General features: G+C 69.8%; 11 protein-coding genes. 6 read left to right on the plus strand and 5 right to left on the minus strand.

Annotated elements, in window-relative coordinates; genetic code table 11:
* Window positions 1–106 precede the first annotated feature (106 nt).
* From KIK09_RS02355 to KIK09_RS02375, 5 genes are all read left to right on the plus strand, one after another.
* Entirely contained in the window at window positions 107–1,390 is a 1,284-nt protein-coding gene (locus KIK09_RS02355; protein ID WP_214316925.1) for an ROK family transcriptional regulator, read from the plus strand.
* Window positions 1,391–1,595: 205 nt separating this feature from the next.
* Window positions 1,596–2,081: a hypothetical protein gene (locus tag KIK09_RS02360; protein ID WP_214316926.1), complete on the plus strand. Its 486-nt coding sequence runs from the start codon at window positions 1,596–1,598 to the stop codon at window positions 2,079–2,081.
* Between the two features lie 130 nt (window positions 2,082–2,211).
* A complete protein-coding gene (locus KIK09_RS02365) occupies window positions 2,212–2,883 on the plus strand; it encodes a response regulator transcription factor (RefSeq protein ID WP_214316927.1) in 672 nt (223 codons plus the stop codon).
* Window positions 2,880–4,208 carry a sensor histidine kinase gene (locus tag KIK09_RS02370; RefSeq protein ID WP_214316928.1) on the plus strand — a complete coding sequence of 443 codons (1,329 nt, stop codon included), beginning with the start codon at window positions 2,880–2,882 and terminating at the stop codon, window positions 4,206–4,208. Before KIK09_RS02365 ends, KIK09_RS02370 begins: the two co-directional genes overlap by 4 nt.
* Window positions 4,209–4,324: 116 nt before the next feature.
* On the plus strand, window positions 4,325–5,758 hold the full coding sequence (locus KIK09_RS02375; RefSeq protein ID WP_214316929.1) for a serine/threonine-protein kinase: 1,434 nt from the start codon (window positions 4,325–4,327) through the stop codon (window positions 5,756–5,758).
* A gap of 129 nt (window positions 5,759–5,887) precedes the next feature.
* On the opposite strand, the gene KIK09_RS02380 is transcribed toward KIK09_RS02375, so the two are convergent.
* From KIK09_RS02380 to KIK09_RS02390, 3 genes are all read right to left on the minus strand, one after another.
* Window positions 5,888–6,910 (minus strand): hypothetical protein, encoded by a 1,023-nt coding sequence (locus KIK09_RS02380; protein WP_214316930.1) that lies wholly within the window; start codon window positions 6,908–6,910, stop codon window positions 5,888–5,890.
* Window positions 6,911–7,188: 278 nt separating this feature from the next.
* Entirely contained in the window at window positions 7,189–7,869 is a 681-nt protein-coding gene (locus KIK09_RS02385; RefSeq protein ID WP_214316931.1) for a hypothetical protein, read from the minus strand.
* On the minus strand, window positions 7,862–8,398 hold the full coding sequence (locus tag KIK09_RS02390) for an RNA polymerase sigma factor (RefSeq protein ID WP_214316932.1): 537 nt from the start codon (window positions 8,396–8,398) through the stop codon (window positions 7,862–7,864). The genes KIK09_RS02385 and KIK09_RS02390 overlap by 8 nt, the downstream gene beginning before the upstream one ends.
* 193 nt (window positions 8,399–8,591) lie before the next feature.
* On the opposite strand from KIK09_RS02390, the gene KIK09_RS02395 reads away from it, so the two are divergent.
* Entirely contained in the window at window positions 8,592–10,880 is a 2,289-nt protein-coding gene (locus KIK09_RS02395) for a polysaccharide lyase 8 family protein (RefSeq protein WP_214316933.1), read from the plus strand.
* A gap of 21 nt (window positions 10,881–10,901) precedes the next feature.
* On the opposite strand, the gene KIK09_RS02400 is transcribed toward KIK09_RS02395, so the two are convergent.
* Window positions 10,902–12,311 carry a hypothetical protein gene (locus KIK09_RS02400; protein ID WP_214316934.1) on the minus strand — a complete coding sequence of 470 codons (1,410 nt, stop codon included), beginning with the start codon at window positions 12,309–12,311 and terminating at the stop codon, window positions 10,902–10,904.
* Entirely contained in the window at window positions 12,311–16,450 is a 4,140-nt protein-coding gene (locus tag KIK09_RS02405) for a choice-of-anchor Z repeating domain-containing protein (protein WP_214316935.1), read from the minus strand. The genes KIK09_RS02400 and KIK09_RS02405 overlap by 1 nt, the downstream gene beginning before the upstream one ends.
* Window positions 16,451–16,467: the final 17 nt, after the last annotated feature.

A 16,467-nucleotide genomic window follows, 5' to 3' on the forward strand; every position in this document is an offset into this window, starting at 1 on the left:
ACCCGTAACGACCTGCGATAAGTGTTGGATTCCAGGGTGCTCATCCGGCAGCTGCGTGCTACAGACTTGACTTAGTTGATCGCCGAGACAAACAAGCCGAAGGTGGATGGTGGCGAGCGAGCAGGACCACGCAGGACTCGCGGGCGGCACCGCCTCGGGTCCTGCCGCGATGCGCCGAGCGAACCTGTCGCTCGTGCTCCGCGAGCTGCGCGCCCACGCGGTGTTGTCACGGGCGGACATCGCGGAGGCGACCGGCCTGCATCGGGCCACCGTCTCGAACCTGGTGGCCGAGCTCCTCGATCGGCAGTTGGTGCGCGAGGTCGGCGTCGAGCGCGTGGGCGCGGTCGGCCGTCCCCGCCGTGCCGTGGCGCTGCACGGTGCGCACCTAGGCGTGCTCGGCATGGAACTCAACGTGGACTACATCGCGGTCCGCGGAACCGACCTCAGCGGCCGTTCCGCCCTGGTGGAGCGCCGCGTCGTCTTCGACGCCATGGCCGGCGGACCGGATCGCGCGCTGCGCCGCCTGGGTATGGTCGCCCGCGAGGCCGTCGAGGCGATGCGCCGGGCCGGAGCGGACCCCGCCGGCATCGCGGTGGCCGTTCCCGGCCTGGTGGACGTGGCGCGCGGCGTCGTGACGTACGCGCCGAACCTGGACTGGCGCGATATCCCGCTGGCGGACCGGCTGTTGTCCGCGCTCGGCGGGGACCGCGTACCGGTGACGGTGGACAACGACGCCAACCTGTCGGCGCTCGCCGAGTACCTGTCAGGTGTCGCGGCGGGCACGCCCGACCTCGTCTATCTCACGGGCGAGGTCGGTGTGGGCGGCGGCATCGTCAGCCACGGCAGGCTCTTGCGCGGCGCCGACGGATTCTCCGGCGAAGTGGGGCACCTGCCCGTCGATCCGTCCGGCGACCGTTGCGGCTGCGGGCGATCCGGCTGCTGGGAGACCAAGGTGGGGCTGGCGGCCCTCGTCCGCGCCGCCATGCCCGAGCAGGCATACGGGCTGTACGGCGTGCCGGTGCCCGATCCCGAGGAACGCGTGACGGAGATCATCCGCGGGCTGGCGGCGGGAGACCCCCAGATGCTGGAGGCGGTCGCGCAGGTCGGACGGTGGCTTGGACTCGGTGGCTCGATCCTGGCGAACCTGTTCAATCCTCGGGTGATCGTCGTCGGCGGATACTTCGCGTCGCTGGCCGCGTGGCTACTCCCTTACGCGCAAGAGGAGCTGGAGCGACTGGTCGTGGCCGGCTCTGCCGCCCGTTGCCGCTTCGTCGCCTCCGAATTCGGCTTCGGCGCCGCTTCACGGGGCGCGGCGATCGTCGCGGTCAACCAGCTGATCGACGATCCCACCCGGCTCCTTGACCCACCGGGACGGCCGCGGAGGCGATGACCTCGGGTGAGGACATCGCATGGTTCTCCCGAACCAGGTACGGCCGAGCCACGGCGAACTCATCGGTCACAGGTCGCGGGCCCGCGCCGTACCTGGAGGCGATCTTCTAGGGCTTTTCTAAGGTTCGCCGACGGCTCGGTGAAGGTCGGCCGGATTGGCTGGCGGCAGCCGACCGGAAACACCGGCCGGGAGAAGGAGAAGCGAGATGAAGCGACGAATGGCCGGCCTGGCCGCGGGGATGGTCGCCGTCCTGGTGCTCGGCGGGTCGGGGGCGCTGGCGGCCTCGCCACAACCAGGCCCCACCGGCAAACCCTGCGCGGAGACCGCGCCGTGCTCGCCCGACGACCTGGCGAAGCTGAAGGAGGAGGCGGCCAGGACGGCCGACCCCGGCAAGGACGGGGTCAGGTGCTCGGCCGACGTGAAGCAGCCCGAATCCCCCGATCCAGGGAAACTGGCCCAGGTGCTGGCCGACACGCTGGGCGTCGGGCTCGACCGGGCGAAAGCCGCCGCGGACGACCTGAGCCGGCTCGCCAAGCAGGGCGGGATAAGTCCTGACTCACCGGAGTTCGCCGCGGTGGCCGCGCGCCTCGGCGTGTCGGCGGAGCGGCTGCACGAGGCGCTGGTCGCGTTCAAGCGAGGGATCGCGACACAGGAAGACAAGCTGAGCCCCAGCAAGACGCCGGGCTCCTGAGCCTCCGGACCGCCAGGCGGGCGCCCAGCCCGCGAGGGACGCCCGTGGCTGGGCGGTGGCCATCCCCGCCCGGCGGTCCGGAACGCAGGAGGGCTGGGCGACGGCGGGACTCGGCGAGGAGAGTGTCATCATGCATGTCCTTGTGGCGGATGACGACGAGGCGGTGCGCCGCTCGCTGGCGCGCGCGCTCACCCGCGAGGGTTATCACGTGAACACGGCCGCCGACGGCCTGCGCGCGCTGGAGGCCGCCGGCGGCGGGCGGCAGGACGCGGTGGTGCTGGACATCATGATGCCGGGGCTGGACGGGCTGGAAGTGTGCCGCCGGCTCCGGGCGGGCGGCGACCGTACGCCGATCCTGATGCTCACGGCCCGCGACCTGGTCGCCGATCGGGTGGCCGGGCTGGACGCCGGGGCCGACGACTACCTGGTCAAGCCGTTCGCGCTGGAGGAGCTGCGGGCCCGCCTGCGCGCCCTGCTGCGGCGCAGCGGCGCGGCGGAGGAGGTGTTGCGCTTCGCCGACCTGGAGCTGGACACCGCGGCCTGCCGGGCCTCCCGCGGCGCGCGGGTCCTCGACCTGACCAGGACCGAGTACACGCTGCTGAAGGTGTTCCTGCGCAACCCGAACCGGGTGCTGAGCCGGGGCGTGATCTTCGACGCGGTCTGGGGCTATGACTTCGGACCCTCCTCGAACGCGCTGTGGGTCTACATCAGCTATCTGCGGGCCAAGCTGGAGGCCGCAGGCGAGCCGCGGTTGATCCAGACCGTGCGCGGGCTCGGATACGTGCTGCGGGTGGAGCCGTGAAGCTGCGTACCAGGGTCGCGCTGGCGGGGGCGGCCGTGGTGGCGGTGGCGCTGCTGGTGGCCTCGCTGGTGCTGTATCCGTCGACGGCGGCCGGGCTGGCCGGCCAGCACGACGGCGAGCTGGTGCTGGCCGCAGGTCAGACACCGTGGCTGCTGAAATCGTTCAAGGCCACCGACGCTCCCCTGCCCACGAGCCCGGTCTCCGTGGGCAACACGTTGCTGCAGTTCGTCCCGCCTCCCGTGGAGCCGGGTCCGACGGAAGGGTTCGTCCCGCTCACCGTCAGGGACGCGGAGGTCGCGTCGGGCAGGAGCACGCCGTACTTCCAGGACGTCAGCTACGACGGGGTGCGCTACCGCGTCTACACGGCTGCGCTGAACCAGGCTGACCAGGCGCTGGTGCGCACCGCGTTCCCGCTCGATCGGGACGACGAGACGCTGAACAGGCTGAAGCTCCTGCTGGCGGCGCTGACGCTGGGCGGCGCGCTGATCGCCGGGATGAGCGCGCGGCTGCTCGCCGGGCGGGTGTTGCGCCCCATCGGCCGCCTCACCGAGGTGGTCGAGCAGGTCACCGTCACCCGTACGCTCACCGCCGTCGACCTGGACGGCGGCGCGCGCGACGAGGTGGGACGGCTGGCCCGTTCCTTCACCACGATGACGGGCGCGCTGCACGAGTCGCTGCTGGCCCAGCGACGCCTGGTCGCCGACGCCTCGCACGAGCTGCGCACCCCGCTGACCAGCCTCCTCACCAATCTGGAGCTGCTGGGGGAAGGGCGCGGCACCGCCGACCCGCAGGCCCCGGCCCTGGTGAACGAAGCTCGCGCGCAGGCCGGGGAGCTGCGGGTGCTGGTCAACGACCTGGTGGAGCTGGCCAGGTTCGGCGACGTCCAGATCCACCTCGAGGACGTCCGCCTCGACCTGGTGGCCGAACGCGTGCTGGCCAGGGCACGGACGCGCGCGCCGCACGTGCGGCTGCGGGCCGAGCTCGCCGAGTGCCTGGTGCGCGCGGACCCGGACGCCGCCGAACGCGCCGCCGCCAATCTCGTCGACAACGCGATCAAGTGGAGCCCGCCGGGCGGCGAGGTGCTGGTTCGAGTGGATCCGGCCGGCACGCTGTCGGTCGCCGACCAGGGGCCCGGCATCGCGCCCGAGGATCTGCCCTTCGTCTTCGACCGCTTCTACCGCGCCGACGCGGCCCGCTCGCTGCCCGGCTCGGGGCTCGGCCTGGCCATCGTGCGGCAGATCGCCGAGGCACACGAGGGCACGGTCCGGGCCGAGCCGCTCCGGCAAGGGGTCCGGCTCGTCCTGTCCTTGCCCGTCGCCCTCTGAGCCCGCGCGGTTACGGGGTCGGCGCCCATGTGTGGCCGCCTTGAGGATGCGGCTGTCAGGAGACCGAGTCAGGCGCTAACATGATCTATCTCCCGTGACGCGACGGATGGGACGTGATGGCACAGCAGGCCAAGCCAGGTCATCTGGTTGGTGGGCGTTATCGTCTGATCAGCTATGTCGGGTCCGGTGGGTTCGGGCGGGTGTGGCGAGCCCGCGACGAGTCGCTACTCGTTGACGTGGCGGTCAAGGAGATGTGGCTCCCGCCGACGGCTTCCGAGGCCGAGCACGCCGAACGGCTGGTGCGGGCCGAGCGGGAGGCTCGCAACGCCGCCAAGCTGCGCCAGCATCCCAACATCGTGTCCGTGCACGATGTGGTCGTCGAGGATGGCAGCCCGTGGATCGTGATGGAGTTCGTCGAGGGGCGTTCCCTGGCCGAGCACGTCGCCGAGCATGGGCCGATGCCCGTGGATCGGGTCGCGGTGATCGCCGGTGCACTCCTGACGGCTCTCGGGGCCGCGCATGCGGCGGATATCGCGCATCGGGATGTGAAACCGGCCAACGTGATGCTTGGCGAGGATGGGCGGGTTCTGCTCACCGACTTCGGGATCGCCGCGCACGACGCCGACACGAGGGTGACCGCCACGGGGGCGCTGGTCGGGTCGCTGGAGTACATGGCTCCCGAGCGGTTCGACGGCATCGGATCCGGCCCTGCCGGGGATCTCTATTCATTAGGGGTCACGCTTTATCAGGCGGTGGAGGGGTTCTCGCCGTTCCATCGGGATACGCCGACCAAGACCTTGACCGCCGTGGTGCTGGGGCAGGCCCCGGCGCCGCAGCGGGCCGGGGCTCTGGGGCCGCTGATCTCTCGGTTGCTGGTCAAGGATCCGGGCGAACGGCCGGCCGTACCGCAAGCGCTGGCCATGCTGAACGGCGTGCCCCAGCAAACCGAGGCCCTCCCTCACCCCGGGCGCGGCTCGACCGCTGTCATGCCCCATCCCGAACCCCATCACGGCGGCCCGAACCCGCCCGCACCCCACCAGCCCCAAATCCCCGCAGTAAGGCCACCGTCACGAAATATCCGACTGATCGCCGCGGCCGCCGGTGCCGTGGTCGTCGCGGTCGCGGTGGTCGCTGTCCTGGTGAACCTCCCAGGAAAGGACGGCGGCGGCACTACGGGCTCGCACACCCCCGCATCCCCCTCTCCGGAGACAGCCGCCAGCAACGGCATCACCATCCAGGCAGGATGCGAGAACCTGAGCCAGGTCGCCAAGGACATGGACAAGGTCGTCACCTCCGACCGCTACGGCAACGGCCCGGCGCCGATCGCCGACCTCCTGGCCAAAGTGCAGGGCCAGTTGAGCGCCGACGTCGCACGAGCCACGATCCCGTCCATCAAGACCGCACTCCAGAAGGAGTACGACGACGTCACAGATGCACTCAACACCTACAAGTCCGGAGACACAGGCGGCTTCAACAAGGCGATGACGGCGGCATCCCTGGACAACCCCCTGAGAGTCTGCATAAAGGCGGCCATCCAATCCCCCGGTTGATCACACCGAGGCGATGAGCCGCAGCTGAGCGCCCAGATCTCGTGACCGCGGTGAGCGACACGGCTACTGGTGCGTGCGGCCGGCGTATGAAGGCCGCACGCACCCGCAACCGGTGATCGCCGATACTCGTCAGAGTGTGCAGAAGGCGATGGCCTGGACCTGTGTTTCATAGGGGGAGTCGTTGCGGACCCAGGCCGTCCAGGAATTGGCGGAGTCAGGGTAGTTGTCGGTGACGGCGCCGACCGGGGTGTTGTGCGGCTGGAGCACGCCCCCGCCGATGAGGCGCCAACCTTGGGGGCAGGGCGCCGTAACCGAGGCGAACTGACCCACTCGAAAGGTGTGCAGTGCGCCGGACACGACCTGGTAGGGCCCGGTGCCCCGCACGCAGACGGCGTACGGCCACACGTCCACATTCTCCACGCCGGTATTGCGCACGTAGTTGGCCCAGACACTTCCGTCTTCGCTCGGCGCCAGAGCGGGAGCGTTGACGGTGTTGGGTACCGGCCAGAAACCGCCGCCCACGGCCTTGCGGCCATCGGTGCAGGTCGCGATGGCGGCGACGTAGACGCCTGGCTCGGCTGTCCGGTGTGGTCCTTCGGTGAAGAGATAGTCGCTGACATTGGAGTCACAGACCGCGTAGACGGTCATGCGCGCATCGCTGCCGGAGAGGTTGCGCACGTTGACGATCCAGCCCGCGTCGCTGCTCGGGGTGTACGGGCCGGTGTGGATGAGCTGAATCCCGCCGGGGCTGGTGTTGGACTCCCCGCCGTTCACCGCCCGCATCCCGGACGGGCAGTAGACCCACTGGCGCCACACCTCGCCCGCCGGTACCGTCATCGGCCCGAACTGGGCGATCTGGCGGCTGGCGGCCGAGACCGCGCCTGGACGGACCGGTCGCGTCGGTGCGGCCTTGGGCTCGACATCCGAAAGCGGCTGCTGGATCTTCGGTACCGCGCCGCGCGGCCCGGGCACCGGGCCGCCGCCACCATTACCAACTGGCCGTGCTGCCACTGCTGCGGAGGGCACGGTGGAGTGTGGGGTGGAGGCCGCTGCGGCACCCTGCAGGGCGGTCAGCAACAGCGGCAGCGCGATCAACACACGCGTCACCGTCACCACACGGGCGGGCACCGGTCGTGAGAAACCCACGCTCATCGACACCTCTCCTTCTACGTCGAGTCTGATCAGAGGCACTTCAGCCGATCCGGGAGAGGACCGCGCGTGCACGCTCATCCAAATACCCGTGCACACGCTGAGTGATCATCGGATACGTAAAGTGATGATGATCTTTGAGATCTCGGCTGACCAGGGCGAGCCCGCGCGTGCCGTACGTCAGACGCGCGGCTCGTGGTGGTGGGACACCGCGATTCGTTTGGAAGCAACCGATCCCTGGCCGGGGTCGGGGCCGCGAAGCTGGTGTGGACGTGAGATGCTCACCTGCGCGCAGGAACGTCGTATGCCGCGACCGACCAGGCACCAGGACGCCTGCCCAGTTCGGCGGCCAGCCGATCGGGCGCTCTCGGGTCGGACAGATCCCTGCAGCCGCGACACGAGCCCCGCCCGCGGGCGACGGGAGCATCGGGCGGGAAAACCCAGAACGTCACCTGGTGATCGCGGCCGAGCCAGCCCGGTTCGTGCGCCTTGTCCGCGAGCATGCTGAGCCCACCCGCCGGACCACACGTGCCGCCGGCGCCGCTGCCTGCCTCCCGGCTGTAGAAGATCGAACCGGGCTGCTGGCAGAACACCACCAGCGCGATCTTCACGCTCGTCGGGCGGAACCGGATGGTCACCTTCGTCGCCGACCGCGGCATCCCCTCCCCCGCCAGCCGATCCAGGCCCTTGTAGACGCGCGGCGCCTGCTCATAGGCAGGAGGTACGGCGGGCGGCGCGGGCTCGGGAGCGCCGGCCAGGTTCGACACCAGCATGACCACGGCCACGACGACCGCCGCGGTGGCCACGGCGGCGCCGGCCGTCCAGCCCCAGCCGCGACGCATGCGGGCCTGCCGTACCGGATGCTCGTGAGCGGCCAGCCGGGCACGAGCCCTGGCCACAACCTCTGACGCGGGCGGCGGCGCGTCCGGCACTGCCTGAGCGATCAGCGCGACCTCATCCATCGTGCGCCTCCTTCAGCGGGTTGACCTCACCCAGCGCCTTGCGCAGTTGCTTGCGCGCCCGGCTGAGCCGAGACGCGACGGTGCCGTAGGGGATCTCCAGGGCGGCGGCGACCTCCAGGTGCGTCAGCCCGCCCAGTGCGACCAGCAGCACCACGTCCCTGTCGCCGCGGTTCAGACCGGCGAGCGCCCTGGCGATCCTGGTGGTGAGCTGTCCGGCCGCGACACGCGCCAGCGTCGTGTCCTCGTGACTTTCCGCCTCGCGCTCCGCTGTCCGGCTGAGCGCCTTCCACCTGCGGATCTCGGTACGGCGATGCCTGGCGATCAGGTTGGTGGCGATGCCGTACAGCCAGGACCTGACCTCGCCCCGCGAGGACTCGTATCCTCCCTTGACGGCAACCAGGAAGACCTCGGCGGCCAGGTCGTCGGCGACGTCCGCGGGGAGCCTGCGGGCGATGTAGCGGTGGATCTCGGCGAAGTGCGCGTCGAAGATCCGATCGAGATCGGTGCGCAGCGGGGTCGGAGCGCTCACGTCGGCTGCCCCGCTGGCATCGGTAATGGGGTCACGCACTGCTCTCCATCCGATCAGGAACTGCGGTCACCCCTGATTGCCCGGTAGTGCGGAATGCTTTCACGGCTGCGAGAGGTGAGCTGTAACAACCGGGCCGTGCAATCGACATATGATCTTTTCACCTGACATGTGCCCGATTGTCGGAAAGGCCTCCATGACCCACCCCCTCAGCCGGCGGTCCGCCCTGCTGGGCACCGCGGCCGTGGCCGGCCTCGCCCTGTGGGACAGACCGGCGGAGGCGGCCGGCACCGCCGCGTTCGACGTAGCGCGTGAGCGGTGGGTGGGCCTGCTGGCCGGCGGGTCGTACAACCCCGCCTACGCCGACAAGACGCAGGCGATCGAGGGCTCGGCCAATGCGGTGCTGCGCAGGATGAAGCCCACCCCCGGCCGCCCGAGCCTGTGGCCCGACCTGCCGCTCGAGAACCCCCGGACGGGCAACTTCAACCGCGCCTACAACCGCATGCGCACATTGGCGCTGGGCTGGGCCACGCCGGGCACCGCCATGCACGGGGACATGCGGGTCGCCGAGACCGCGGTCAGTGCGCTGGACTTCCTGTACGAGCACGCCTATCACGAGGGGCTCGACCGGCGGGGCAGCAACTGGTTCTGGTGGGAGATCGGCGTCCCCCGCTCGCTGACCGACACCTGCGCCCTGCTGTACGACGGCCTGCCCAAGGACCGCCTCGAGCGCTGGCTGCGCCCGTTGCGCCGCTGGTGCCCCGACCCGGAGCGCCGCATCAGCCACCCCGGCGAAGTAGAGACCGGCGCCAACCGGGCGAGCAAGGCCATGGCGGTGGCGATGCGCGGATTGCTCACCCACGACCCACGCCTCGTCAAGCGGGCCAGGGACGCGGTCTCCGACCTGCTGCGGCCGACCAGGGGCCCGGGCGACGGCTTCTACCGTGACGGGTCGTTCATCCAGCACGGCGTGTACCCCTACAACGGCAGCTACGGCGTCGACTACCTGGAGAGCGTGGCCAAGCTGATCGCCATGCTCGCGGGGTCACCGTGGGAGATCACCGGGATCGGGAACGTCTACGACCTCGTGGATCGCTCGTTCGTCCCGTTCGTCTTCGACGGGCTGATGATGGACTGCGTACGCGGCCGGCAGATCTCCGTGCAGGGCCACCGCGACTACCACTCAGGGCAGAAGACGGTCGAGGCCGTTCTCAACCTGCTGGAGGCGGCACCCGAGCGCCATGCCCGGCGCTGGCGACCGCTGGTGAAAGGCTGGCTCACCCGCAACCAGGCCATCCCCTACGACACGCTCGCACCGCTGGCGAGCATCGCGAGGGCCAGGGCCCTGCTGGAGGACCCGTCGGTGCCGGTCGGCCCGAGCACGACGGGCACGTACGTCTTCGCCGACATGGACCGGGTCGTGCACCGCCGTCCCACCTGGGCCTACGCGATCGCGATGAGCTCGGAGCGCATCGGCGCGGCCGAGGCCATGAACCAGGAGAACCTGCACGGCTGGTACACCGGCGACGGCATGACCTACCTCTACACCGCAGACCTCACCCACTGGAACGATGACCTGTGGCCCACGATCGACCCGTACCGGTTACCGGGCACGACGGTCGACACCCGCAGACGCGCCGATCTGACGCACGGCAAGCGTCGCCTGCCACCCACCCCGTGGGCGGGCGGCGTGGCACTCGACGGCGAGTACGGCGTGGCGGCCATGAAGCTGATCGCCGACGGCTCCTCGCTGCGGGCCAAGAAGGCGTGGTTCCTTCTCGATGACGCGGTGATCGCCCTCGGCACCGGCATCACCGCGTCCGACGGCCGCCGCATCGAGACCGTCGTGGAGAACCGCAACACCCACGACAGCCATCCCCCGCTGGCACAGGGCGACGGCTGGGTCCACCTGTCCGGTGTGGCCGGCTACGCGCTGCTCGACGGCGTCGATGTCAAGGTGACCCGCAAGAAGCGCACCGGACGCTGGCGGGACATCGACAAGGGTGCCACCACCGGTGGCGACCAGACCCCCACCACCAGGCACTACACGACGATCCTCATCGACCACGGCGTCGATCCGCGCAGGGCGCGCTACGCCTACGCCGTGCTGCCCGACGCCTCCATCGCGCAGACCGCGGATTACGGCCGGCGGATCGAGATTCTCGCCAACTCCGGAGCGGTGCAGGCCATTTCCCGCGACAACGTGCTCGCCGCCGTCTTCTGGCGCGCGGGGACCGTCAAGACCGCGGATGGACCGCTCGCCGCCGACGGCCCGTGCACGCTGCTGATCAGCCGCGACCACAAGCAGGTACGGCTCGCGGTCTCCGACCCGTCCAGGACCGCCCACGAGGTGAGGATCACGCTGCCCTGGCCGGTGAGATCGGTCAAGGAGAGCCACCGCGGCGTGCGCAAGGCCAAGAACGCGGTCAAGGTGAAGGTCGGTGGCAGCCGCGGGCACGCCCACACCGCGGTGGTGCGCATCTGAAGGCGCTCGAGGCCGAATCTGTCATCTCCGTGCGAACAGCGCGACCAGTTCATCCCGCTGATCGTCGTCCAGGGGGGTGCCGAAGGCCTGCGACAGCTTGTCGACGAGGTTCCGCGCGCCGTCATCCCACTCGAAGCAATAGGTGCCGAAGAGGGTCGGCGGATCCGCGATGTTCACCGGGCTCTGGTCGGGCGGCACGATGCGATAGGTGTTGCCGTCCGTTCCGCTCCCGAGCGGGAACCACCAGATCTGAACGGCTGAGTCCTGCTCGTTGCCGCTGGCGGCTCCCCCCGCGGCGTACTGCCAGTAGCTGCCGGCGGGGATGGGCAGGGTCATCGCGTTCGGGCTGAGGTTCATCTGCAACTGCCAGTTGACGCCGAACTGGCCGACGTTGCCGCCCTGGACCTGGAACCACTGCCCGGCGGTATAGATGCCGCCGTACGCGTAGGAGCTGTAGCCGAGCCAGCACGAGGGGTAGATGTGCACGACGGCGAAACCGTCGGTCAGCGACTGGACGAGGGTGTTCGATATCTGCAGGCCATCCGCCAGTTTGGTGCCGGCGGTGAACATGGCAGTCTGGAGGCCGACGGTCAAGGACGAGGCGACCAGGGCCGGGTTCTGCACGGATACGACCGTCGACAGCGTGGCGGTCAGGGGCTGACCGCCGGTCGTGCTCACGTGGACTTCGAGTGTGAAGACCGTATCGCTGGTCAGTCCCTGTGGGGTCGTCCACGAGTTCGGATCAGTGAGGCGGTCGGCGCTCCGCTGGCCGTCGGTGGCGCTCGAATAGAGGATTTCGATGGCGCTCATGTCAACGACCGAGCAGTTCCACACGAGGGTCACCGTCGCGCCCGAGGCGACCTGCGCCACCGGCACGAGCGCGCCGTCCTGCTCCACCGTGGCGACCAGACCGTTGAGGTAGAACCCGTCCGGAAAGGTGGTGACCGAGGCGGTGGTGAAAGCAGGAGGGTTCTGCTCGGTCATCTCCTTGATGCCGATCGTGGTCGTACCGGTGTTCTCCACGGTCGGAATCTGGTAGATCTCCACCACCACGGACGCGCCGGCGGCCAGCGGCACGCTGGAACCCGACACCGGCCCCAGCACGTACTGGGCCTGACCTTGGGTGATCACGGACCCGGGTCCCGTGACGCTCCAGTTGCCGGTGTCGGAGACCTGGGTCAGGATTCCGGCGGTGCTCGTGGTCAGGTCGGAGCCTGCCGTGCCGACCTGCAGCGTGAACGTGATCGCGTCGACGTTCACCGTGTCACCCGTCTGGTTGGTGATGACGAACTCCAGCGACGCGAGAAGCGGGTCGGAGCCGGGAACGCTCACCGTCAGAGGCGCCGGATCGGTCTGCAGCGCATAGGTCAGCTGCGTTCCCGAGTCGGCCTTCACGTCCACCCAGACATTGGGCTTCGAGATCAATGACATCAGATTTCCTTAAGGGCAGAGGACAGTTGCAGGAGGCCGCGCCGCAATACCGGCGCGACGGTCGGCAGCCGGGCCGTGTGGCCGTTCGGGCCTGTCGTGTAGCTGGTCCAGCCGCTGGTCTCGTCCTCGACCCAGGACCAGGCGCCGTTCTTCTCCTTGGGGGTCGGGATGAGGATGGTGGTCACGCCGTCCGCGGTGGTCGTCTGGTCGGTCAGGCCCCCGTTGACGCGGAAGGTCACGTTCATCGCGGCCAGGGCATCGGTCACGAACCGCGGCGGCAGCGCCAGCTTGACCGTCGGCAGCACGGCCGTGGTGGCGTGGACGGCGGCCCGCGGGTCGACGAGCATGGACACCTGCTTCGCCGTCGTGCCGTCGAAGGGCAGGTAGAGGTAGTTGTCGTCCATGCCGATGGGGGCGAGGTACGCCGAGGACGCCGACCCGGCCTGCTGGACGACGTTGAAGCGTGAATAGTCGTCCTGCGCGAAGTAGCCGATCAGCCCGTCGCCGAGCTGGGCGATGTTGCCGAGCTCGATCGGGAAGTGGTAGCCGGTTATGGCGGGCTGCGCAGGCTCGAAGGTGTATTGCCAGCTCGGGTCCGGGTACGGCGGGCCGTCCAGCTCGAACTGCAGCTGCGCGCGGACCATGGCGAGGGGGCGGCCCATGAGGACGGCGAGGTTCTGGTCGAACACGGCCCCCATCGGCACCGTCGTCCACAGCGTTTCGTCGATGGCCTGCAGGAAGGCGGTGAACGTCGCCGGTCCCTGTTGTGACAGGGCCTTCAGGAAGGGCCCGAAATGCGGGATGGCGTCGGCGATCTCCTCGAGGGTGAGGTAGGGGCTGCCGGGCAGCGGCGTCCAGTAGACCTCCGGCTGGTCCGAGACGTCATAACCGACCGACATCTCCCCCAGGCCCGTGCCTTGGGCGTCATAGGCCATGAGAGACGCGTCCAGGTGATTGGGCAGCACCCAGCCGCACACCGGATCGGCCCCCGGCTCCGCGGGGCCGAATTTCACCGTGTCGTCGGTCGCCGACAACAGGTCGAAGTGGAGGCGAGCCGGCTGGAGCAGGGCCGGCGGCAGCTGGACGTAGGTGGCCGTGCTGTCGACGCACTGGTGGCCGAAGACCTCCGTGATGGACGCCGTGCCCGCCGTGGCGACGAGGTCCTGGGACACCTGCGCGGTCAGTTCGGTCGGGCTGACATACGTGGTGTCGAGCGCCGCGCCGTTCCAGGCCAGCACGGATTGCGGGGCGAAGCCGACCCCGGTCGCGGTGAGCGTGAAGGCCGCCGCCCCCGCCACGACCGACTGCGGATCGAGGGTGCCGATCGCCGGTCCGGCCGAGACGGTGAAGGACGCGGCGGGCGAGGCCACGCCGCCCGACTTCACGGTGATGGCGAAGCTGCCCGGCTCCATGACGAAGTTGGCCGGAACGTAGCAGGTGATCTCGGTGCTGCCGGCGACGGTGGCGGTCAGCGCGATGTCGTTCCAGCTGACGATGCTGTTGGAGCCGAACCCCGACCCGGTGATGGTGATGGCGATCTGCGCGGACGGCGCCGTGCCGGCCTGGATCAGGTTCGGCGACACCTGGGTGATGACCGGGCCCGCGGCTGCGGCGGAGGGCGGCGAGGGAGCCTGGCCGGCCGTGATCGCGAACGGCACGGGAGTGGACGTGCGCACGGGCATCAGGTCGGGAGGAAGGTAGACGCTTTCCGTCGTCCGCTCCTCGGGATCGATCGGCCACAGAGCCTGGCCCCACTCGTCCACCAGCAGCAGGTTCTCGAAGGAGAACTGCCCGGCGCGCCAGGGCTGGAAGCCGCTCGGCGGGATGGCGCCCGACGGTATCGGCGGCAGGGCAGCCGGGTAACCGTCGACGTCGCCGATGAGGTCCGGCAGCGGCGGGTCCGTGGTGGGCGCGGCGGTGCCGGGGCTCAGGAACACCCCGGCCATGCCGAGCCGGAGCTGCTCGTTGAAGCCGTTGAGCGACTGTGACAGCAGGTCCCAGCTGTCGTTGGTCTGGACGAAGTCGAGCAGCGCCTGGAACGCCTCCGTCTCCTGCGGGTCCAGGCCGGGAGTGTTCTGCAGGAAGGCCTGGATGCGCGCCTTCATGTTGACGGTGGCGGTCGTGCTCAGCTGGATGAGCCCGCCAGGGGTGGCCGCCGTCCCGACGCTCTGCGACGTTCCGTTCCAGACGAAGGCGCCGTCCTGGAAGGTCCAGTTCGGCTCGTCCGGCGTGCCGTAGGAGATCGGGTAATAGGTGGCCTGCCAGATCAGCAGCAGCGGGTGCCACGGATTCTGCGTCCAGACCAGTACGCCGCCGGTGGGATAGGCGCCGGTATAGCTCGCCGGGTCTCCCATGGCCGTCTGCACCTCGGCCGGCGTGCTGTCGGGAATGACCGCGCTGATCGCGGCGGCGTTGACCGGGTCGGTGAGGAAGAACTCGTCGACGAGGCTCGCCGCCAGGTCGGTCGTCCACGGGACGCCGCTGACCGCGGAGAGGTCGGGCTGGGCGATGGTCAGGCCCTGGGTCGAGGCGGTGACGGTCGTGTCGTCGTAGGTGAAGGCCGTGACGAGTTGCGAGGAGAAGCGGCAGGACGCCGTCCCGCCGGTGCCGACGATGCCGGAGGCGCCGGCGCCGCTGATCAGCACCACCGGGTCGTTCGGCAGGTGGAAGGGGGCGGCGGACGTCCGCTTCAGTATCCGGCAGTCGGGCAGCTGCTGCTGGGTGCCGTACGCGGCGATCGCGGTCTGCAGCGCGTCCGGTGTGGCGCCGCTCGGCACCAGGGCGGCCAGCTCCTGGACCTTCTGCAGCTGATCCGCCGTCTGCTGGGCGATGCTGTCCTGCACGGACGGATCGATCAGCGCCTGGAGCCCGCTCTGGTCGTCCAGCCCGTGGATGCTGGTGCTGCCGGAGAAGAGCCAGGGCCAGCTGACGTACTTCCACCAGGCCACATAGAGCTGGGCCTGGAGCGCCGCCAGCTGACGCAGGGCGTCGTCGAGCTTTTCCTGGTCGCCACAGAGCGTCGCGAGCCAGGCCGACTCCTTGTCCCGCTCGGTGGAGGAGATGGTCTCGGTGCTGCCGGGAGCGTCCACGATCCTCCAGCCGTAGCCGCCGTGATAGCGCTGGAAGAAACTGGCCTGCAGCTTCTCGGCGAGGAGCGCGGCGCCGTCCGGTTCGTCGAGGACGTCGAGCAGGCCGAGCTGGAACGCCTCCAGGAGGTCGGCGTCGACGGAGACCTCGAGGTGGGCGGCCTGCGCCGCCACCATGGCGGTCAGCGCCTCGGCCGAGGTGTTGCCCACGCTGAGGGACACCGGCGAAGCACCGCCGGGCGCTCCGCCGGCCGGGACCGCGGCGGTCTGCCAGGTGACGCCGCAGGCCGACCCGACGAGGAAGGTCGTCTGGGTGGTCAGGGACGGGTCAGTGCCGGACGGCAGGGTCCAGCCCAGCGCCTGCAGCGCGGTGGCGAAATCCTCGGCGTCCACGCCCGCCAGCGGATCGTCCTGCGGATCGGAGAACCAGCCCAGCACCTGGTAGCTCAGCGTGTCGTCGGACCCGTCGCCCAGCACGTCCACGAAGGAGAAGACGTTGTTGTTCTGCGGCTGGTAGAAGGCGAAGGCGGGGTTGCCGGGCGCCACCGCCGTGAGATGCAGGGTGTCGCCGCTCTCCGTCCAGCCGCCAAGCTCGACGTTGCGGCCGATGCGGATGGCCACCGGCATGTTCTGCTGCTCGGCGACATAGAGCGACGCCTCGCCGGCGACCGTCGTCGGGGACGGCGGCGCGGTCCAGACGTAGTCGCTCTCGACGATCCACGCCGTCGCCTGGCAGCTCGTCGCCGCGCCGTTCATGCGCACGATCAGCCAGCGGTTGGGAACGGGCGGGTACGTGGTGACGCCGCTGACCGGGTCCTGCGCGCCCCGGGTGAGGGCATCCGGCATGCGCCATTTGAGGTAGACGCCGTTGTAGTACTGCGACGACGGCACATTGTGCACGAGGTCGGACGAGGTGAAGTTCGGGTCGTTGCCGCTCATGCTCGCCTGGGCGTTCGCGCACATGTGCAGGGCGCCGTACTCCATCTGCGTCCGCATGAAGGGGTTGCCGCTCAGGCGCACGTGGTCGTTGACCACGAAGGCTTCGACCGTCATGGGTACGAGAAGGGGCT

The sequence above is a fragment of the Nonomuraea sediminis genome, from assembly GCF_018531495.1.
Classification (GTDB): Bacteria; Actinomycetota; Actinomycetes; order Streptosporangiales; family Streptosporangiaceae; genus Nonomuraea; species Nonomuraea sediminis.

Bases quoted from the DNA above. Each gene is read 5' to 3' on its own strand.
- KIK09_RS02405 (WP_214316935.1), bottom strand. From the start codon at position 16,450: ATGACGGTCGAAGCCTTCGTGGTCAACGACCACGTGCGCCTGAGCGGC.
- KIK09_RS02365 (WP_214316927.1), top strand. From the start codon at position 2,212: ATGCATGTCCTTGTGGCGGATGACGACGAGGCGGTGCGCCGCTCGCTG.
- KIK09_RS02360 (WP_214316926.1), top strand. From the start codon at position 1,596: ATGAAGCGACGAATGGCCGGCCTGGCCGCGGGGATGGTCGCCGTCCTG.
- KIK09_RS02400 (WP_214316934.1), bottom strand. From the start codon at position 12,311: ATGTCATTGATCTCGAAGCCCAATGTCTGGGTGGACGTGAAGGCCGAC.
- KIK09_RS02395 (WP_214316933.1), top strand. From the start codon at position 8,592: ATGACCCACCCCCTCAGCCGGCGGTCCGCCCTGCTGGGCACCGCGGCC.
- KIK09_RS02375 (WP_214316929.1), top strand. From the start codon at position 4,325: ATGGCACAGCAGGCCAAGCCAGGTCATCTGGTTGGTGGGCGTTATCGT.
- KIK09_RS02355 (WP_214316925.1), top strand. From the start codon at position 107: ATGGTGGCGAGCGAGCAGGACCACGCAGGACTCGCGGGCGGCACCGCC.
- KIK09_RS02385 (WP_214316931.1), bottom strand. From the start codon at position 7,869: ATGGATGAGGTCGCGCTGATCGCTCAGGCAGTGCCGGACGCGCCGCCG.
- KIK09_RS02380 (WP_214316930.1), bottom strand. From the start codon at position 6,910: ATGAGCGTGGGTTTCTCACGACCGGTGCCCGCCCGTGTGGTGACGGTG.